This is a genomic window from Mycetocola saprophilus (assembly GCF_000718085.1).
GTDB lineage: Bacteria > Actinomycetota > Actinomycetes > Actinomycetales > Microbacteriaceae > Mycetocola > Mycetocola saprophilus.
In genome coordinates, this window is sequence record NZ_JOEC01000002.1 from 1,315,693 (window position 1) to 1,335,343 (window position 19,651).

At 67.0% G+C, this 19,651-nt stretch carries 19 protein-coding genes; 11 read left to right on the forward strand and 8 right to left on the reverse strand.

What is annotated here, in order from left to right; all coding sequences use genetic code 11:
* Window positions 1–74: 74 nt before the first annotated feature.
* The 3 genes from IE92_RS0111870 to IE92_RS0111880 are packed head-to-tail and all read right to left on the reverse strand — an operon-like array spanning window position 75 to window position 4,492.
* Window positions 75–1,883 (reverse strand): thiamine pyrophosphate-binding protein, encoded by a 1,809-nt coding sequence (locus IE92_RS0111870; RefSeq protein ID WP_081863870.1) that lies wholly within the window; start codon window positions 1,881–1,883, stop codon window positions 75–77.
* The gene (gene speB / locus IE92_RS0111875; RefSeq protein WP_081863869.1) at window positions 1,880–2,896 is read right to left on the reverse strand and encodes an agmatinase; all 1,017 of its coding nucleotides are present in this window, start codon (window positions 2,894–2,896) and stop codon (window positions 1,880–1,882) included. Before speB ends, IE92_RS0111870 begins: the two co-directional genes overlap by 4 nt.
* Window positions 2,897–2,941: 45 nt before the next feature.
* Window positions 2,942–4,492 carry a sodium:solute symporter family protein gene (locus IE92_RS0111880; RefSeq protein ID WP_081863868.1) on the reverse strand — a complete coding sequence of 517 codons (1,551 nt, stop codon included), beginning with the start codon at window positions 4,490–4,492 and terminating at the stop codon, window positions 2,942–2,944.
* Window positions 4,493–4,591: 99 nt separating this feature from the next.
* Between IE92_RS0111880 and IE92_RS0111885 the strand changes: the two genes are divergently transcribed.
* On the forward strand, window positions 4,592–6,181 hold the full coding sequence (locus tag IE92_RS0111885) for a PucR family transcriptional regulator (RefSeq protein ID WP_030148714.1): 1,590 nt from the start codon (window positions 4,592–4,594) through the stop codon (window positions 6,179–6,181).
* A gap of 62 nt (window positions 6,182–6,243) precedes the next feature.
* Here IE92_RS0111885 and map read toward each other — a convergent pair whose 3' ends face one another.
* Together map and yczR are read right to left on the reverse strand one after the other, a co-directional pair.
* Entirely contained in the window at window positions 6,244–7,011 is a 768-nt protein-coding gene (gene map / locus IE92_RS0111890) for a type I methionyl aminopeptidase (protein ID WP_030148715.1), read from the reverse strand.
* A gap of 75 nt (window positions 7,012–7,086) precedes the next feature.
* On the reverse strand, window positions 7,087–8,511 hold the full coding sequence (gene yczR / locus IE92_RS0111895) for a MocR-like transcription factor YczR (protein ID WP_030148716.1): 1,425 nt from the start codon (window positions 8,509–8,511) through the stop codon (window positions 7,087–7,089).
* A 103-nt stretch (window positions 8,512–8,614) separates the two neighbouring features.
* Here yczR and yczE point away from each other — a divergent pair, with 103 nt between their 5' ends.
* From yczE to IE92_RS0111930, 7 genes are all read left to right on the forward strand, one after another.
* Window positions 8,615–9,343: a membrane protein YczE gene (yczE, locus tag IE92_RS0111900; RefSeq protein ID WP_051701561.1), complete on the forward strand. Its 729-nt coding sequence runs from the start codon at window positions 8,615–8,617 to the stop codon at window positions 9,341–9,343.
* Between the two features lie 82 nt (window positions 9,344–9,425).
* Entirely contained in the window at window positions 9,426–9,938 is a 513-nt protein-coding gene (locus IE92_RS16765) for a hypothetical protein (RefSeq protein WP_030149574.1), read from the forward strand.
* 172 nt (window positions 9,939–10,110) lie between these two features.
* Window positions 10,111–10,458: a 50S ribosomal protein L19 gene (rplS, locus tag IE92_RS0111910; protein ID WP_030148719.1), complete on the forward strand. Its 348-nt coding sequence runs from the start codon at window positions 10,111–10,113 to the stop codon at window positions 10,456–10,458.
* Window positions 10,459–10,541: 83 nt separating this feature from the next.
* The gene (gene lepB, locus IE92_RS0111915) at window positions 10,542–11,285 is read left to right on the forward strand and encodes a signal peptidase I (RefSeq protein WP_030148720.1); all 744 of its coding nucleotides are present in this window, start codon (window positions 10,542–10,544) and stop codon (window positions 11,283–11,285) included.
* A complete protein-coding gene (locus IE92_RS0111920) occupies window positions 11,285–11,944 on the forward strand; it encodes a ribonuclease HII (RefSeq protein WP_030148721.1) in 660 nt (219 codons plus the stop codon). The genes lepB and IE92_RS0111920 overlap by 1 nt, the downstream gene beginning before the upstream one ends.
* 12 nt (window positions 11,945–11,956) lie before the next feature.
* The gene (locus tag IE92_RS0111925; protein ID WP_030148722.1) at window positions 11,957–12,280 is read left to right on the forward strand and encodes a DUF2469 domain-containing protein; all 324 of its coding nucleotides are present in this window, start codon (window positions 11,957–11,959) and stop codon (window positions 12,278–12,280) included.
* Between the two features lie 102 nt (window positions 12,281–12,382).
* Entirely contained in the window at window positions 12,383–13,048 is a 666-nt protein-coding gene (locus tag IE92_RS0111930; protein WP_030148723.1) for a DsbA family protein, read from the forward strand.
* A 78-nt stretch (window positions 13,049–13,126) separates the two neighbouring features.
* On the opposite strand, the gene IE92_RS0111935 is transcribed toward IE92_RS0111930, so the two are convergent.
* Together IE92_RS0111935 and IE92_RS0111940 are read right to left on the reverse strand one after the other, a co-directional pair.
* Entirely contained in the window at window positions 13,127–14,173 is a 1,047-nt protein-coding gene (locus IE92_RS0111935; protein WP_051701560.1) for a YeiH family protein, read from the reverse strand.
* Window positions 14,174–14,457: 284 nt separating this feature from the next.
* Window positions 14,458–15,072, reverse strand: coding sequence for a LysE family translocator (locus IE92_RS0111940; protein ID WP_245601269.1), 615 nt, complete (start codon window positions 15,070–15,072; stop codon window positions 14,458–14,460).
* Between the two features lie 118 nt (window positions 15,073–15,190).
* Here IE92_RS0111940 and IE92_RS0111945 point away from each other — a divergent pair, with 118 nt between their 5' ends.
* Entirely contained in the window at window positions 15,191–15,646 is a 456-nt protein-coding gene (locus tag IE92_RS0111945; RefSeq protein WP_030148726.1) for an Lrp/AsnC family transcriptional regulator, read from the forward strand.
* Between the two features lie 68 nt (window positions 15,647–15,714).
* Here the strand turns inward: IE92_RS0111945 and IE92_RS0111950 are convergent, their stop codons facing one another.
* Window positions 15,715–17,040, reverse strand: coding sequence for a threonine/serine exporter family protein (locus IE92_RS0111950; protein WP_051701559.1), 1,326 nt, complete (start codon window positions 17,038–17,040; stop codon window positions 15,715–15,717).
* Between the two features lie 327 nt (window positions 17,041–17,367).
* On the opposite strand from IE92_RS0111950, the gene IE92_RS0111955 reads away from it, so the two are divergent.
* Together IE92_RS0111955 and IE92_RS0111960 are read left to right on the forward strand one after the other, a co-directional pair.
* Window positions 17,368–17,742 (forward strand): YraN family protein, encoded by a 375-nt coding sequence (locus tag IE92_RS0111955; RefSeq protein ID WP_030148728.1) that lies wholly within the window; start codon window positions 17,368–17,370, stop codon window positions 17,740–17,742.
* A gap of 110 nt (window positions 17,743–17,852) precedes the next feature.
* Window positions 17,853–19,595 carry a YifB family Mg chelatase-like AAA ATPase gene (locus IE92_RS0111960; RefSeq protein WP_030148729.1) on the forward strand — a complete coding sequence of 581 codons (1,743 nt, stop codon included), beginning with the start codon at window positions 17,853–17,855 and terminating at the stop codon, window positions 19,593–19,595.
* Window positions 19,596–19,651 lie beyond the last annotated feature (56 nt).

Genomic DNA, 19,651 nt, shown 5'->3' on the forward strand with positions numbered 1-19,651 from the left:
TCGCGAATCCGGGGGCGGCAATCGGCTCTGGACAGTGCCGGGCGAGCCAGACGGAGTATGTCGACTGTTCCCGGCTACGCCAGCCGGTCCAGGTGGGTCGGGGCGAACAGTCCGAGGACCGTGGGCACCACGATTACCCGCGGGCCCGGAGCCGCCAGGGCCACCTCGATCGCCCCGGCCAGGTTTTCCGGCTGCACGAGCTCGGCGGGGATCCCAAACGCCTCGGCGAGGGCCACATAGTCGGGCCGGGCCAGCTCGGTGGCGGTGGCCGCGCCGAAGGCACCGGTCATATACTCGCGCAGGATCCCGTACCCTCCGTCGTCGATGATCAGCCAGGTGACGTTGAGGTTGTGCTGCTTGAGCGTGGCCAGCTCGGCGATCCCGTAGAGCGCGCCGCCGTCTCCGGAGACCGCGAGCACGGGCGCGTCGGAGCCGTCGACCCGGTGCCCAAACGCCGCCCCGATCGCCGCCGGGAACCCGTAGCCCAGGCCGCCGGATCCCTGCGCGCTGGCAAACTCCCCGCCGCGCGGATCCCAGGCCGACCACGCCCAGTAGGCGAGGATCGTCATATCCCAGTAGGTGTTCACGTGGTCGGGCACCGCGCGGCGCAGCGCGTCGATCAGTGCACGTTCGGCACCGAGGTCCTGGGCATCGAGACGGGCGAGCACGGTGTCGAGCAGCCCGTCGATCCGGCCGCGCACCCGTTCTTCGCGCACCGAGCGCGAGGTAATCTCGCGGGTACCCAGCGCCGTCGTCAGCGCCCCCAGCGCGAGTTTTGCATCGGCATGGATGCCCAGCCCCGCGTGATTGGAGGTGACCTTACCGAGATCGGCCTCGATGTGGATCACCCGGCCGCCGGGGGCAAACGTGTGATAGTTACTCGAGGTTTCCCCGAGCCCGCTGCCCACCACCAGGAGGACGTCTGCCGCCTCGAGGAACTCGGTCACCGCGATGTCCTCCAGCCAGGATCGCGCCGACAGCGGGTGTGCCCAGTCGAAGGCGTTTTTGCCGCCGAAGGTTGTGACCACCGGGGCCTGCAGCGCCTCGGCCACCGCGCGCAGCTCGTCTCGTGCACCGGCCCGGACCACGCCGCCGCCGGCGAGGACCACCGGGTTGTGGGCACCGGCCAGGGCGTCGGCCGCGGCCTCGACCAGCTCGGGACGCGGCGCATGGGCGCGCACCTGCGGCGCAATCGCCCGCACCGGGGGCACCAGATCGGCGGCATCGGCGAGCAGAATGTCCTCGGGAATCTCGACCATTGTTGGGCCCGCCGGGGCTTCCAACGCGAGCTCCCAGGCGGCGGTGAGCGCCGAGGGAATCTGCGCCAGGGTGCGCACGGTAAAGGTGGACTTCACGACCCCGCGGAACGAGGCCGACTGATCGGGCAGCTCGTGCAGGTAGCCGTGCCTCCCGCCGCCGAGTCCGGCCACGGGGATCTGCGCGGAGATTGCCAGCACCGGAATCGAGGAGGCCGCGGCCTCCTGCAGCGCCGCGAGCGAGGTGAGTGCGCCGGGTCCGGTGGAGAGCAGCAGCGGGGCGGCCGAGCCCGAAACCCGAGCCAGCCCGTCGGCCATGAAGCCCGCGTTGTTCTCCACCCGGGAGCTCAGATAGTGCAGGTCGCTGCGGCGCAGCGCGTCAAACAGGCCCAGCGCGTGCTGGCCGGGCAGGCCCACCACCGCGCGGGCACCGAGTGCGCGCAGGGTTTCCAGGGTCACGTCCCCGCCGATTCGGGGGCGGTCGGCGTCCCGTGTGGCGGCGCGGGGTTCCGGGGCCGCGCCATTGATGTTCTGGGGGCGGTCGGTGTCCCGCGTCCCGGCAGGGATCTGCTGGGTCGTGTTTTCGCCGGGAGCCTGCCCGGGGCTTTGGGATTCGGGGGTGCTCATCGGGTTCCCTTTCCGCCGTCGCGCAGCGCGAGCAGCGACACCAGATCATACGCCACGTGGGAGGCGGCGACCCCGGTGATGTCGGCGTGATCATAGGCGGGGGCGACCTCCACCACGTCGGCCCCGACGATGTTCAGCCCGGCCAGGCCACGCAGAATCTCCAGCAGTTCGCGGCTGGTCAGCCCGCCCGCCTCGGGGGTTCCGGTACCGGGCGCATGGGCGGGATCCAGCACGTCGATGTCGATCGAGACATACAGCGGCCGGTTCCCCACGCGCTCGCGCAGCCGGGCCACAATCTCGTCCACGCCCCGGCGGAAGACGTCGGCGGAGGTGAGGATCCCGAAGCCGAAGCGGCGGTCCTCCTCAAGGTCACGGTGTCCGTAGAGCGGACCGCGGGTGCCCACGTGGCAGATGGCCTCGGTGTCCACGATGCCCTCCTCGACCGCCCGCCGGAACGGGGTGCCGTGGGTGTATTCGGCCCCGAAGTAGGTGTCCCAGGTGTCCAGGTGGGCATCGAAGTGCAGCAGCGCGACCGGGCCGTGCACCGCGGCCACCGAGCGCAGCAGCGGGAGGGCCAGCGTGTGGTCCCCGCCCAGGGTCACCAGTGAGGTGCCGCCGCGCACCAGGGAGGTCGCGGTGTCCTGGAGCACGCCGAGCGCCTCGGGAATGTTGAACGGGTTGAGCGCCACATCCCCGGCGTCCACAACCTGCATGCCGGCAAAGGGCGACACATCCAGGGCCGGGTTATAGGGACGCAGCAGTCGGCTGGCCGAACGAATGTGCTCGGGACCAAACCGCGCCCCCGAGCGGAACGAAACTCCGGCATCCCAGGGGGCGCCGAGGATCGCCACATCGGCGTGCTCAACGGTCTCGATGCCCGGCAGCAGGGCGAAGGTCGCCGGGCCGCTGTAGCGGGGAACCAGGGCGGAGTTCACCGGTCCGGTGAAGCCGTTTTCCACCACGCGCGCGGCGTTGGCGCTCAGTGATGCGGGAAGGTGCGGGTGTGCAGACATGGTGTGTCCTTTCGCGGGTGCTACGGAGGTGCAAGAAACGAGGAATTAGTGGGCGTGCGGGTCAAAGCGGATGGTCGCGGTCTCCGGGTGGGACACGTTGATGTCCTCGCTGTCGCTCGCCGAGAGTCGGCGCGACCACTCGGTCATGATCTCGGGCTCGGTGGGCTTGGTCAGCAGGCTCACCACCACGTAGGTGACCAGGCTCGTACCCAGGCCGAAGTAGATCGGCTCATTGGCCAGAATGTCGGTGGCAAACATCGTGATGACCACCGCGACCGTGCCGGTCAGGATGCTGGCCCAGGCTCCGAGCCGGGTGCCGCGCTTCCAAATCAGCCCGCCGAGGATCGAGACAAACAGGCCGCCGACCAGGATGTTGTAGGCGATGGTCAGAGCGGCGACCACGCTGTCCACGGCCGAGGCGATGCCCACCGTGCCGATCCCGAGCACCAGGATCGCGACCCGGTAGACCACGAGCGATCCGGTCTGCGAGAAGCTCTCGGTGCCGGGCCTGAAGATCGCCCGAATTCGCGGGAAGATATCCGAGGTGAGCACGGTGGCCGAGGCGATCAGCGCCCCGCTCGCGGTGGACATCATCGCCGCCAGGGCCGCGGCCAGTACGAGTCCGCGCACTCCCGGGGGCAGGGCGTCCTGGACGATCGTGGCAAACGCCGCATCGGGGGATTCCAGGTGGGGGTAGAGCACCCGGGTGGCCATGCCGATCAGGGCTCCGGCGATGCCGTAGATCAGGCAGTAGATGCCCGAGGCCAGGCCGCCGCGGGTTGCGATCTTCGGGGTGCGGGCGGTGAACACACGCTGCCAGATGTCCTGACCGATCAGCAGGCCGAGGGTGTACACCACGATGTAGGTGATGATCGTGGCTCCGCCGATGGACCAGGGGGAGAAGAAGGAGTCGGCCAGGCGCTCACCCATCCCGCTGAATCCGCCGGCGTGGGCGAGGGAGATCGGCAGCAGCAGGAAGAGGATGCCGACGGTCTTGATCACAAACTGAACGACATCGGTCAGCGTGATCGACCACATGCCACCCATCACCGAGTAGGCGATCACCACGGTACCGCCGATCGCGATGCCGGCGATGTTGGGGATCCCGAACAGCACGTGGAAGATGGTGGCGTAGGCCAGCGTGGAAGTTACCGTGAGCATGAGTGTGTAGAGGAACATCACCACGCCGGAGATCAGGCCCGAGTTGCCGCCGTAGCGCAGGTCGAGCATCTCGGTGACCGTGTAGACCTTGAGCTTGACGATCCGCTTGGCAAAGAATGCGCTGAGCACCAGGATGCCCAGGCCGATGGCCACCACGAGCCAGGCGCCGGAGAGTCCGTGGGTGTAGCCGAGGCCGATGCCGCCCACCGTCGAGGCCCCACCCAGCACGATGGCCGAGAGGGCCCCCGAGTACATGAATGTGCCCAGGCGGCGACCGGCCACCAGATAGTCGCTCTTGGTTTTGGAGCGGCGCAGGCCCCAGTAGCCGACGCCGAGGATCACGATCATATAGACCGCGATCACGATATAGTCCAGGACCACGTTGTCCTCCCGAGGAGTGTGGGGGAACGCGGCCCGGGGATGGTGCCGCGTCATTGCTTATCGGTCAGGCTAGCCAGGAAATCCCGGCCGGCATGTGTGTAAACTATCCCGAATTAGGGGTAGATAGGATGATTTATCCCGCGAGGAGGGTTCATGTCGCCAGATTTCCCGTCCACCGGCACCGCGCGTCCGGCGGGGGCGCCGCCGCGGCCCACCGGTGTGTCGCTGGGCACGCTGCTCGCCGCACCCGAGCTGGGACTCACGCTGCTGGTGCCCGGCGATACGGACCCCGCGGACATCGTGATCACCCACTGCGCCGTGGTGGAGCTCGAGGAGCCCGGCACATACCTCTCCGGGTATGAGCTGCTGCTGATCACCGGACTCGGCCTCCCGCAGACCGAGAGCGCCCTCGATACCTACGTGAGCCGGCTGCGTGCGAGCGGGATCTCGGCGCTGGGCTTCGGGGTCGAGCCGGTGTATCGCGAGGTGCCCGAGCCGCTGATCGACGCGTGTCATCGGATCGGATTGCCGCTGGTGCGGGTGGATCGCGCGGTCCCGTTTGTACAGGTCACCGCCCACTTTGCCGCCGAGCTGGAGCGGTTGCGGGTGCGCGGGTTGCAGACCGTCAGCACGCTCGCACGCCGGCTCACGGCGGCCGTGCTGCGGGCACAGCCCGAGCGGCGGGTGATCGAAGTTCTGGCCACCGAAACCGGCTCTCGGGTGCTGCTACGCGAGGGGACCGACGTGCTCTCGGCGGGTGGGACCGATCCCGATGCGCCGCTGTTTGCCCAGGCCGATGCGCTGCTGGATGCCGGCGAGGGCATGGTGTTTGGGGTGACCGAGGATGGGCGTGAGCTGGTGGCCCGGCGGATTACCGAGGAGGGGCAGCGCGCGGTGCGTGACACCGTGTTGGTGCTGGTTAAGGACCACGTGCTGAGCGAGGACCGCACCGGCTTCTCGCTCGCCGCCGATCTGATTCGGGTGGCCAAGGGCCTGCCTCGCTCACAGACCATCGCCCTGGATCAGCTGATGATGCTCCTCCTGGTCGACGGCGTCCCGATCGACCCGGCGGGTGTGGATCGCTGGGCGCGCCTGGTTGCGACCGCGCTGAACGCGGGGTCCTCCCGCCGCGTCCACACGGTGGTCGCGGTGGCCAAAAACGGCGAACCCGCGCGCCCCGCCGACCTGCTCTGGTGGCGGCTGGCGCTGGACACCCCGTTTGTGGATGAGCGTGCCGGATCCCTGCGCGCGCTGGTCGCCGAGGTGCCCGGTACCGAGGTGCTGCGGGCACTTGAGCGTCGCGGATGGATCGCCGGGATCAGCGCCGGCTATCCGGTGCAAGAGGTCGCGACCGCGGTGCGCGAGGCCGAACTGCTGCTGCCGCGGGCCCGGGAGGCCGAGCGCTCGCTCGTGGCGGGGGAGGAGCTGCGCAGCCTGGGCGCGCTCATCCCCGCCGACCTCTCCGATCGCTTCGCCCACGCGGTGCTCGAACCGCTGTTGGAGGCCCCGGACTCCGCCGAGCTGATCGGCACCCTTTACACCTGGCTGCTCAATAATGGCGGCTGGGATCGTGCGGCCCGCGCCCTGCATCTGCATCGAAACGCGGTGCGACGTCAGATCCAGCGGGTCGAGTCCCTACTCGGCCGAGACCTGGAGGATGCCCACGCCCGTGCGGATCTGCTCTTCGCGCTGCGCCACCACGTGGATGATGGCGGGGCGGTGGCGCGGGCGCGCCGCAGCTAGGCCCATCAGCACGCGGAACGCCCCGGCCGTGCGAGCACAGGCCGGGGCGTCCGGAGGGTTCGCTAATCGCGGGCGGTGAGGATGATCGGTCCGTCGGCGGTGATCGCCACGGTGTGCTCCTGGTGCGCACCGCGCGAGCCGTCGGCCGAACGCAGGGTCCAGCCATCGGCGTCGGTGATCAGCTTGTCGGTGGTGTGCAGGAACCACGGCTCGATCGCGATGACCAGGCCCTCGCGCAGCGGGAATCCACGGTTGGGGCGGCCCTTATTGGGCACGTGCGGCTCGCCGTGCATGGTGCGACCCACACCGTGACCGCCGAAGTCGGTGTTGATCTTCAGCCCGGCGACGGTGGCAACCGCGCCGATCGCGTTGGAGATGTCACCCATCTTGTTGCCCACCACCGCCTGGGCGATGCCGGCCTCCAGGGCGTTCTGGGTGATCTCGATCAGGCGGCGATCCTCGGGACGCTCGGTCCCCACGATCAGCGACAGCGCCGAGTCGGACACCCAGCCGTTCACCGAGGCGGCGAAGTCGACGCTCAGCAGGTCACCATCTTGGAGCACGTAGTCGTGGGGCAGGCCGTGCAGCACGGCGTCGTTCACCGAGGTGCACAGCACCTTGCCAAACGGGCTGGTGCCGAAGGAGGGGTGATAGTCGATGTAGCAGGACTCGGCACCGCGGTCCCGGATCATCTTGTGGGCCAGCTCGTCCAGCTCCAGCAGGTTCACACCCACCGCGGCCTTCTCCTCCAGGGCGGTCAGGACCTCGGCCATGAAGCGTCCGGCCGGACGCATCTGCTCGATCTCTTCGGGGGTGCGCAGTTCAATCATGCATCCATTCTCGCAGGATCCACCGCACTCACGCATATGGCCGCGCGGAAACAGCGATCCACGGTCGGGGGTGAGTTACACCACCGGTTCAAACACCCGGCGCTGGGCGCTCGGCGATCCCACCGCATCGGCCGCGCGGCGCAGCGCCAGAACACCGGCGGTGAGATCGGCGTTGGTGTAGCCGAAGGGCAGGCGGAGGTAGTTGTCGAAGGCCCCGTCCACCCCGAAGCGGGTCCCGGGGATGATCGCCAGTCCCTCGGCGCGGGCGGCATCGGCCAGGGCCAGGGTCGAGATGGTTCCGGTGTGCTGCCACAGCGACATGCCTCCGTTGACCACGTGCGTGTTCCACTCGGGAAAGTGCTCGTTCAGCAGCCCGACCAGGTGATCGCGGCTGTCACGCAGCTGGGTCCGGCGGAACCCCAGCACGGCGTCGATATCGCGCAGGGCGAGGGTTGCGACGATCTGTTCCAGGATCGCGGTGCCCAGATCCACCCCGGATCGAACCGCGAGAATCCGGTCGACGAGCGGCCGGGGCGCGCGAATCCAGCCGATCCGCATCGCGCCCCACACCACCTTGCCCAGTGAGCCGAGGGTCACCACATCGCGGGAGAGCGCGGCGAGCCCGGTGCGTTCGCCTCGGTCGATGTCGAGCCAGGACGTGGTTTCGTCGACGATCAGGGTGGTGCCCGCCTGCGCGGCCGCCCGCACGAGGGCGTGGCGATCCTCCTCGGTCAGGCTCGCCCCGCTGGGGTTTTGGAAGTCCGGCATGATGTACGCGGCGCTGGGCCGGGCGCGGCGCAGGAGTTCGGTCGCGGCCGCCACGTCCCACCCCTCGGGTTCGATCGGGAGGGGGAGCAGGCGTGCGCCCCCGGCGGCCAGGGTGTCGAAGGCGTGTGCATAGCTGGGATGCTCGATCAGGACCCGTTCGCCGGGCCGGATCAGCGCGTGGGTCACCAGGTGCAGTGCGTGCTGGGCACCGCTGGTCACGATGATCTGCTCGGGGGTGGTGGGGATGCCGCGCCCCACATAGTGCGTGGCAATCGCCTCGCGCAGCATCGGCAGGCCGTGGATGTCGTAGCCGGACTCGTTGATGTGATCGGGGAGGCGCTCGACCGCCTCGGCATATAGGTCGGTGATACCCGGGTAGGCGGTGAAGGTGGCGCGTCGAAAGTCGATGGCGCTGGTGCGCAGGAGGTCGCTCTCGCCGCGTTCGCCGCCGGGCAGGCACAGCCGTGAGCCCGATCCGCGCACGCTGGTCACATAGCCGGCCTCGCGCAGGGCGGCATAGGCCGCGGCAATCGTGTTGCGGCTGAGGCCCAACCGCGTTCCCAGATCGCGTTCGGCGGGGAGGCGGGTGTCGGCGGCGAGGCGTCCATCCAGCAACAGGAGCCGGATGCGCGCGGCCAGGGCCCGATAGGTGGGCTGGTCCGGGCGCTGCCAGTCGCCGAGCGCGCGGACGAGCCTGCTGGGGGAGACCGGGGGCGGCGTGGCTGGTGACATGGTGCCACTTTATCCGATGTGGCACTGTCGAGGGGTGCCAATTTGGCGGACGATGGGATTCTCCCCGGACAGTTGTCCGGGCATCTCGTTAAAGAAGGACCCCATGCACCACCTCCTCACCGGCACCCATCCGCTCCTGCGCACCACCCGACTCCTAGTCGGGCTGGCCGGCTACGGCATCGCGATCGCCCTGTTTGTCCGTGCGGATCTCGGCCTCTCGCCCTGGGACGTGCTCTCGCAGGGCTTCTCGGTGCGCACGGGAATCGAGTTCGGGCTTAGCGTGCTGATCCTCAGCTTCCTGATCATGCTGCTGTGGATTCCGCTGCGCCAGAAGCCCGGAATCGGGACGCTGGTCAACGCGCTGACGGTGGGGCCGGTTGCCGGTTTCGCCCTGACCCTGCTCCCGCCGATCGAATCGTTCCCGGTGCGGATCATCCTGTTTATCGCCGCAATGGTGCTCCTTGCCCTATCCAGCGCCCTCTATATCGGGGCGGGCCTGGGTCCCGGCCCCCGCGACGGCCTGATGACCGGGGTGACCGCCCGCACCGGCTGGAAGATCTGGAAGGTGCGCGGATCCATCGAGGTGATCGTGGCCCTGGGCGGCTGGGCTCTCGGCGGCGGACTCGGCGTGGGTACAGTGATCTTCGCCCTCGGCATCGGGCCGATGATCCAGTTCGCCCTGCGTCTGCTCCGGGTCCGACTGGCCGGAACCGCGCCGGTGTCGGCAGAGGCGCGCGCTGGTGGCCAAGCCGGATCGGAACCCGCCGCCGAGACCGGTGTTCTTCGCAATCCCGGAACCGAACCCATCGTCCTGCCCGAGCCGGCGGTATAGCCCGCTACGCCCCTCGCGAAATCATCCTCGGGAACGATGCCCGGGCATATCCTCCACGAGCCGAACGCCGTATTCTGGAGGTATGTTCGTTCGTCGTATTTTCCTTCGCTGGATGTTCCTGGCCGTGGTGCTGCTGCCGCTGTGGCCACTACTGGGCTGGGTGATTTTCGACGGCAACAACAACGGCTGGGACTTCCTCGGACTCCTGTTCACGATGCCCGTGCTCTTTATCGCGCTGCTCGCCGTGACCCTGCTGATCTACGGTCGCGCTCAGGTGCGCCGACAGCGGGCGTTGGAGTGGGGCGATGTGGCCGTGCTGGCGATCTGGCACGCAACCATCATCGGATTCGGGATCTTCGGCCCCTCGATGGCACTGTTTGGTGTGCTCGGGGTCATCGCCGGACTCGGGGCGCTCTGGTACTCCATCTGGCGACTGTTCCGCGAGGCCGCGGTGCGCACCCGGGAGGCCATGGCCGAGTTTGAGCGCCTCGCCCAGCAGCAGCCCGGCGCAAACGGTCAGCCCGGCGCGAACGGGCCGCGATTCGAGGACGACGGCGAGTACATCGTGATCGAGGAGCGCCCGCGCGACTCCTAGTCCGCGCCCGCACCCGCTCAAGTTGAGCGCGTGTGCGGAAGTGTGACATAATTACCCCTTGTGCCGCGGCCACGCTCTGCCACAGGGGAGCCGGCATCCTCGCGGATACACACCATTCGTTAAATTCCTATTTTCGTAGTCGACCTGTGGCGGGTACAGAGAGCGAACTAAAATGCATATCCTCGACGCAGTCGATGCAGCATCGCTGAAGGCGGACATCCCCTCCTTCCGCCCCGGTGACACCGTCAAGGTTCACGTAAACATCATCGAGGGCACCCGCTCTCGTGTCCAGGTCTTCCAGGGTGCGGTTATCCGTCGCCAGGGTGACGGCGTTCGCGAGACCTTCACGGTCCGCAAGGTCAGCTTCCAGGTTGGCGTGGAGCGTACCTTCCCGGTGCACTCCCCGGTAATTGAGAAGCTCGAGGTTGTCACCCGCGGTGACGTTCGTCGCGCCAAGCTGTACTACCTGCGCGAGCTGCGCGGTAAGAAGGCGAAGATCAAGGAGAAGCGCGACTTCTAAGCGCTGCTTCATATCTCTCACGGCAAGCCGTCAGAATAACCGAGCTCCCCACCGCTATGCTGGTGGGGAGCTCGGGCGGTTAAATGACAGATAGCATTCTGGCGGGGGAGAATCTACCCTCGCGACGTAATAAGCGCGCTACCAAGAAGCGCGGTGGATGGTACTTCGTCCGCGATCTTGCGGTCATTGTGGTTATCGCGATCCTGGCATCCTTCCTGGTGAAGACCTTCCTGGTGCGCTCGTTCTACATCCCCTCGGGGTCGATGGAGAACACGCTGCAGGTCAACGACCGCATCCTGGTGAACGAGTTGGTGCCCAACGTGGTGCCCCTTCAGCACGGTGACGTCGTGGTTTTCCGCGACCCGGGTGGATGGCTGCCGGTCACACCCAAACAGCAGCCGGCCAATGCGCTGGTGGGTGCCGGGGAATGGTTCCTCTCGCTGGTGGGACTGGCCTCACCCGATAACAACGATCACCTGATTAAGCGCGTGATCGGTCTCCCGGGCGACGTGATTGAGTGCTGTAACGCGCTCGGCCAGATGACCGTCAACGGGGTTCCCCTGGACGAGCCCTATGTGAAACTCAACGGAAACCAGAGCGTTTCCGGCATAAATTTCAAGGTCACCGTGCCCCCGGACAGCCTGTGGGTCATGGGAGACAACCGCTACGACTCGCTGGATTCCCGTTTCAACCAGGATGGTCCCACCAAGGGGTTTGTGCCGATCAAGAACGTGGTGGGTCGAGCCTTCGTGATCACCTGGCCCTTTGACCGCTGGAGCGGCCTGGGCAACTATCCCGACGTGTTCAACGGCGTAGAAAAGAAGTAATGCCCGCAGTATTACCCACCGATGAGGTGGAAACGCAGTTTTTGGCGACCGGTTCGCGGCTGATCATCGGATGCGATGAGGTGGGTCGCGGCGCAATCGCCGGCCCCGTCGCCGTGGGCATGGCCGTGTTTGTGCCGGGCCTGGGCACGCCTCCCGAGGGCCTGCGCGATTCCAAGCTGGTCAGCGAGAAGAAGCGCACGGTGTTGGAACCGCTGGTGCGCGCCTGGGCACCGCTGCACGCGGTGGGGATGGCCAGCGCCGCCGAGGTGGACCGGATCGGCATCGTGCCCGCGCTGGCCCTGGCCGGCAAGCGCGCGCTGGGAATCCTGCATGAGGCCGGGGCCGATGTGGCTTCGGCGACGATCCTGCTGGATGGTTCCCACGACTGGCTCTCGCCGGGGCTGGCATCTCCGTTGGATGTGCGCACCCGGGTCAAGGCCGACCGCGACTGCGTCTCGGTGGCCGCCGCCTCGATCATCGCCAAGGTCGAGCGGGACACCCTGATGCAGGAGCATGACGCCTCCCATCCCGAGTACGGATGGTCCGGAAACAAGGGGTACGGATCGCCCGCTCACCTCACCGCCGTGCGTGAACACGGCCTGACCGCGCAGCACCGCGCCACGTGGCTCGGCGCATACACAACACCCGAAAGCGTCTAGGATAGAGACACCATGGATGATGACGAGATTGAGGACTACGACCGCGAGGTCGAGCTCGCCCTGTACCGCGAGTATCGCGATGTGGTTTCCCAGTTCAAGTATGTGATCGAGACCGAGCGCCGGTTCTACCTCGCCAACGAGGTAACCCTGGTGCGTCAGGACACCGAGCACGATTTCTATTTTGAGATCACGATGAACGATGTCTGGGTGTGGGATATTTACCGTTCGGACCGCTTTGTGAAGTCCGTTCGGGTGCTCACCTTCAAGGACGTCAACGTCGAGGAACTCAACCCGAGTGACTTCGAGATCCCCAAGGATCTCTCCCTCGGGAAGTAGGTTCCCGGCGTCGTTACGGTCGCCCGGCGGCCAGGGTGGACTTTTGTCCGCGCTGGCCGCCTTCGTGTTTTCGGCCGGATTTTCGGCTAGGCTCGGGTCTCGATGCGTACCAGTACTCGAATTCAGATTGCCGTTGTCGCCCTCCTCCTTATTGCGGCGGGGGTGGTGTACCTGGTAATCGCAAAACCGTTCGAGAAAAAGGAGATAGCGTCTCCCTCCGCTTCCAACGGTGTGTCCGTGGTCGCCGAAAACAGCCACCGCCTCGATGATGCCGGTCCCGACGCCGTGGTGCTCACCGAGTTCCTCGATTTCGAGTGCGAGGCCTGCGCGGCGGTGCACCCGTATATGGAGCAGGTCCGGAAGGACTACGCGGGCAAAATCACCTTTGTGCTGCGCTACTTCCCGCTGAACGGACACCCCAACTCCGGCCCCGCCGCCCTCGCCGCCGAGGCCGCCGCCCGCCAAGACAAGCTTGAGGCGATGTACAACAAGCTCTTCGACACGCAGGAGGAGTGGAGTCACAAGGCCGAGTCGCAGGCATCGGTCTTCCGGGGCTATGCCGAGCAGCTGGGCCTCGACATGGCCGCCTATGATGCGGCCATCGCCGACCCGGCCACCGAGGCGCGGGTCAAGGAAGACCTGGACGCCGCGACCCGCTTCGGGCTGCAGGGCACCCCGTCCATCTTCGTGGACAACGAGCCGCTCCAGCTCACCCGCCTCGACGACATTCGCGCGGCCCTGGACAAGGCCCTGGCCGAAAAGAGCTAGCTTTCCCGACCTTCCGTGAAATCCGGGTGCCGATAGGGCGCCCGGATTTTGCGTTTTCGGGGCTACGCGTTTTCGGGCCTACGCGCCAGGCTGGAGCAGCCAGACGGCGACGAGGGCGAGCAGCGCGATCAGCACCCAGGACGCCAGTGCCAAAAGCGCGGTCCGCGCGCCCCCGCGACGCAGCTCACCCACGCGCACGCCGGCACCGAGTGAGAACAGGGCCAGGGCCAGCAGCCAGTCCTGCGCCTGGGCGGCGACATCCAGGACGCCGGGGGTCACCAGATCGAAGCTGCGCAGCACAATCATCAGCAAAAAACCGGCCACAAACAGGGGCAGGATCGGCGGCAGGGTCGCCGAGACGGGGGATTCCTGGGGAATCGAGTTGCGTCGTTCCCGGGCACGAACGACCAGCGCGGTGCCGGTGACCATCGGGGCCAGCAGGATCACCCGGGTCAGCTTAACCACCACCGCGATGGCCAGGGCGCTCGCCCCCGCGGTCTGGGCGGTGGCTACCACCTGTCCCACATCGTGCACGCTCGCGCCCACCCAGAAGCCGAACTCGGTCGGGTTTAGCCCGATCAGGTGTCCGGCCAGCGGGAGGACCGCGATCGCCAGGGTCCCACACAGGGTGACCATCGCCACCGGGGCGACCGCATCCCGGCTCTTGGCACCGGTGGCCGCGCTCATCGCGCCGATTGCCGAGGCGCCGCAGATGGCAAAACCGGCGGCCATCAGCAGGGGCTGGTCGCCGGGGAGCCGCAGAAGCTTGCCGCCGTAGAGGGTCCCGATAAAGGTGAGGACGACGATCCCGACCACGACCAGGAGGGTGGGCCAGCCCAGGCCCGCGACATCCACGATGCTCAGTTTGAGACCCAGGAGCACGATGCCCAGCCGCATCAGCTTTTTGGCGGCAAATGCGATCCCCGGTGCCCCGATCCCGCGCAGGATCCGCGAGGTTGCCGGAACATTGGCGGCGATGATGCCCAGCAGAACGGCCCAGGTGAGCGCGGGAACCGCCGGGGTGACCAGGTGGATGCCCTGGGCCACAACCGCGGCGAGCAGGGCGAATCCGAGGCCCGGTAGCAGTACTCGCAGGCGGGTCAGCGGCGGGGTGGGGGTGCTCACGGGGAATCCTTCGAACGGGTATTGGGGCGTCGCCTCGCCCGGTGCCGGACGGATGCGCGCACATGCTCTACGCTAGCGCGGAATTCGCCCCCGTGCGTGATCGCGCTCACGCGTGAGCGGGACCGGGTGGGACAGCCCTCACCTGTGAACGACAGCCAGGTGCGAAAGCCCGCCAGGTCAAAACGTTCTCACCCGTGAACGTCCTCATTTCGGACCTCCCGCCGGGTGAGCCTCCCGCCAAGCGGGCCGCTCTCCGGGTGTGCCACGGTCTTACGCTCCCCGAGCTAAAGCGTGAACATTTTCAGGACCTGCTCGATCAGGATCCCCAGGCCCACACCGATCATCGCGATGCCTGCCCCACGGGTGACCAGCATGGTGGCCCGCGGACGCGAGCGCAGCAGTCGCCGGGCGAGCACGGCCACGATCGAGTAGACCACGATTCCGTTGACCACATGCAGCCCACCTAGGACCAGCATCTGATCGGCCGCCGGCCATCCGACCGGGGAGAGGAACTGGGGCAGCAGGGCGAGTAGGAGCAGGAGACCCTTGGGGTTGAGCCCGCTCACCGCGATACCGCGGAAGAACTGGTGCGCCGAGCGGGTATCCAGGGCCTGGTCGCTGGGAGCCAGGGTGCCCGCACGCTGGACCAGGGTGCTGGTGCCGAGATAGATCAGGTAGGCCGATCCGGCCAGGGAGAGCATGGTGAGGGTGATGGGTTCGGCGGTGACCAGCGCGCCCACGCCCAGCGCCAGGATCACCACGATAATCGTGTAGGCGCAGGCCATTCCCAGGATCGCCGGAGCGATGGTGCGGGCCCGCAGCCCCGCCGAAATTGCATACGCCCAGTCGGCACCCGGGGTGAGCACGAGGAGCACCGCGACCAGCCAAAACTGTGTCATCAAAGCGAGATCCATCACGCGTCCTTTCCCTCTATAGTCGAAGATTCTAGGAAGAATTTCGCGAGAGGTGCTACGCAATGACGCGCGACTTGCCGGGTTTGCTGGAAGAATGGGTGCTATGGACGCTATTAACCGGGAGATTCTTTCACTGCTTCAGGACGACGGGCGTATGAGCGCAACCGACCTGGCCACTCGGGTGGGGCTCAGCCTGTCTTCCTGCCACCGTCGGCTGCGCGAACTCGAGGCTTCCGGGGCGATCGAACGCTATCGAGCGGTCGTCGCGCGCGAGGCCGTGGGGCTCACCTTCGAGGCGCTGATTTTTGTGACCATGAGCCACACCGACCTGCACACGATCACCGCGTTTGAGGAGGCCGTGGTCGCGATCCCCAACGTTGTCGATGCCCAGCGTCTCTTTGGTGAGCCCGACTATATGATGCGGGTACTCACCCGAGATATTGCCGCGTATCAGGAGCTCTACGACACCGAGCTGGGCGCGCTCCCCGGGGTGCAGCGGCTCACCTCGACGATGGTGATGAAGCGGTTGGGTGCCGAGGGCACGGTGCCGCTGGGATAACCGGTTCGAATGTGGTGGTGGGTGCTACCGCGGTGTCCGGGTGCGATATCGAGTGTTCTCTAACGGTCCTAGCGCTGCCGATGCCACGGTCTGCGGAGCGTGCGTGCGCCCGTCAACGGGAGCACCGCGGCCGTCGTGCGTTCGCGGTGCAGACGCCAGACGGTCTTGTCGAGCCACAGGTCGATCAGTCCGCCCACATGGATGCCGATGCACAGGCTGAGGAACGAGGTGAGCGCGGCGATCACCGCTCCCTGACTCTGCGTCGCCAGGGATACCAGGGCCACGGTCCCCGGAACAAAGAGCAGGAATGCGGGGAAGAATGTGACCGCCGCGGGGAGTGCCGGGCGCACCCGTTCCAACGTCTTGGCAGCAAGGAACACCACGCCGGCCGCGGCACCGATGGCCACGGCGGCACCGAGGACCGGCGTGAAAAGCAGGGCGGCGGCATAGGCTGCGCACATGATCACGGCCGAGGCGAGGCTCAGCTTGGTCCCCGCCTGGAAAATGATGCTGACGCCCGCGGCCAACCCGATCACCCCGAGCCAGACCGCCCACAGCGGTGGGGTGGATTCCCAGCCTCCGTGCTGGGCCGGACGGGTGATTTCACCCACCAGCGACGAGGTGGTCGGATCCACCGCCAGGCCGGTGAGCACCGAACCCGCGGCGATTCCCGCGAGCATGAACCCCATCATCATGAGTCCGCCCACCATGCGGGCGGCACCGGAGATGACGTCGGAGGAGGTCACCTCCAGCAGCGCCTTGGCGATCACCGAGCCCGGAACCAACACCACAACCGGTGCCACCACCGCAAACAGCGAGATATTCGGGAACGAGAGCCAGTTGGATGCCAGCCCGATCAGGACCGTGGAGATAAACGAAACCACGAAGGGTTGCAGGGCCACGCCGGGACGGGAGCGTTCGAATACCCCCATGATCATTCCGACGATGACACCCACAACGAGGGCGGTGAGGATCGCCCACCAGGGGCTCTGGAACAGGGTCGCAAAGGACGCGGCGGTGACCGCATTGCCCAGGACCGTCCGCCAAAACGAGCGTGGTTTTGATCGGGACCGCATGCTCTGGGCGAGCTCCGGCACCTGATCCAGGCGCACCTGTCCACGACGAAGCTGAGAGGGAAGCTGATTGGCCACCGCCGCCTCGCGGAAGGTGAGTTCGGTGCGGGCGGTCACGCTCACGGTGGCGCCGCTGTGTGTCTCCGTCACCAGGATCAGCGTGGGAAACACCGAGAACTCCAGTGTCATCAGGTCCAGCGCAGTGCGGACCTCCTGGAGCGAGGCCCCCACGGTGGTGACCGACTCCCCGGCCTCCAGCAGGATGGCCCCGAGGGTCGCAAAATCACGCGCGTGCGCGGGCTCAAAAGTGGTGGTCGACACAAAAACCTCATCGTCAGTCAGTGGCGAATGTAAGCGTATATCGAATTGATTGGGGTCACGCTTCGGAGTGTCGAACCGGGCGCGGGTTGGGGCCACGAATCGGGCATTTCGGGTACCTCGGGTGCTTCGGGTGCCTCGGGTGCCTCGGGTACTCCGAGAGCATCGGGTACTTCGGGCGTCCGGATGCTCGGCGTGATCACTCGAACCGGTGCTGCCGTGCTGCGCTTCCTCCACAGGTGAAGCGAGCGACACTATTCTCCACAGGTTTGGTCGAGGCTCGGATTGGGGCGAGTGAGCGCCGGAGGATGGGGACCAGGAGGTGGACCCATGACCAAACGACGGGGCCGACACAGCAATCAGCGGGTGGGCCGTGAGGGCGAGGCAATCGCCGCAGAATATTTACGCGAGCACGGCTTTACCGTCGCCCGCCAGAATTGGCGTTGCCAGTACGGGGAGGTGGACATCATCGCCCGGGATCGCGCGGGCACCCTCATTTTTGTGGAGGTGAAAACTCGGCGCTCGCGCGGTGCCGGAGACCCGCTGGAGGCGATCACCCCACTCAAGCTCAGCCATATGAATGCCGTCGCTCAGGAGTGGCGGCTCCAACATCGATTCTCCGGCCGAATTCGCCTCGACGCCATCGGGGTCACCATGGGGGTTCCCGGTGCACCACGCATCGAACACCTGCGTGGTGTCTCATGAGTGCGCCGCGGATCGAACACCTGTGCGGTGTCTCATGAGTGTGGGGCGGATCGAATGCCTGTGCGGTGTCTCATGAGTGTGGGACGCATTGAATACCTGTGCGGTGTCTCATGAGTGTGGGGCGCACGTGGGCGGTCTCGCTGCTGGGGATCCACGGCGCAATGGTCGAGGTGGAGGCCGATATCTCGCAGAGTCTGCCGCGGTTGGTCATCATCGGTCTGGCCGACCGCTCCCTGGGGGAGGCCGAGGGTCGGGTGCGGCTGGCCGCGACAAACTCGGGATGTCGGTTGCCCACCGGGCGCATCACCGTCAACCTCTCACCCGCCGGCCTCCCCAAGGCCGGAGCCGGGTTCGACCTGGCCATCGCGCTCGCCTGTCTCGCGGCCGACGCAAGACTGCCGCTGGAATCGGTGGCCCGGGTGGTCCACCTGGGGGAGCTGGGCCTGGACGGGCGGCTGCGTGCCACCCGGGGAATCCTGCCGGCGGTTCTCGCCGCCCGGGATGCGGGGTTTTTGCGCATCATGGTCCCGGCCGCCAACGGCCCCGAGGCTCAGCTGGTACCCGGGGTCGAGATCATCCCGATCGAATCGTTGCGCGCCGCCGCGATCTGGCATGGGGCCGACCTCGAACCCATCGATGACCCCCGGGTGTTGGCCCACGCCGGAACCGTCACACACCCGGGCGATTCCGTTTCGGCAGAGGTAGGGGAGCCGGCCGGTGCACCCGTCGCTTCCGCTGCACCTGCATCACCTGGTGAACCCGGGCGGTCCGAGCTCGCGGAGTCAACGATCGCGTCGGACGGCCGCCTCGGTGGAGACGTGGTGGCGGACGGGGCGGTTGCCACGCTCGGCACCGCGCCCCGGAGACTCCGGGATTCGCTGCCGGGTGCCGAGCCTTCGCTGGCGGATGTCATCGGCCAGGATGTCGCCGTGGACGCGCTCACCACGGCCGCCGCCGGTGGCCACCACCTCGGCATGATCGGGCCTCCGGGGGCGGGAAAGTCCATGCTGGCCGCGAGGCTTCCCTCGCTGCTGCCCGATCTCTCCCTCGAGGAGGCACTCGAGGTCGCCGCGGTTCGATCGGTGAACGGAGACTCCCTGGACGCGGGTATCCCGACCCGGCCGCCCTGGGAGGCTCCGCACCACAGCGCATCGGTGATCTCGATCATCGGTGGCGGAAGTGGGCTCATTCGTCCCGGTGCCGCGGCCCGTGCGGCCCACGGGGTGTTGTTCCTGGATGAGGCCGCCGAGTTTCCCAGTCACGTGCTTGATACGCTGCGCCAACCCCTGGAAACCGGCGAAATCGTGATCCACCGGGCCATCGGGGCCGCCTCCTTTCCCGGTCGTTTTCAGCTGATTCTTGCGGCCAATCCCTGCCCCTGTGGCTACTACGACGACAAAAACATGCGGTGTCGGTGCCCGGCACAAAATATTCGTCGTTACCAGGCACGGCTTTCGGGCCCGCTGCTGGATCGGATCGACATCCGAATCCGCGTGAACCCGCTGACCTTGCCCGAACTCAGACTCGCTCGGGATAGTCCCCATCACGATCATGCGGCCATCCGCACCAGGATCCATCAGGCTCGTGATCGCGCGCGGCACCGGCTGCGTGATACCCCGTGGACTCAGGCGTCCGAGGTGCCCGGTAGTTGGTTACGGGAGGGTCCACGCCAGATAACGCCGGAAGCGCTCAGTGCGCTCGATCACAGTCTTGCTCGCGAGCGTCTCAGCATGCGCGGCTATGACCGGGTCCTGCGAGTTGCATGGACGGTCGCCGACCTGGCCGAACACGGCGTGCCGACTGCTGACGATGTATCTCACGCGCTCGATTTGCGTGAGGGGTTTCCCACCTAATCCGCATCACCGCGGGAAGGATTTCCCACCCAGCCGGAATGACGGTGAGCCCTCCC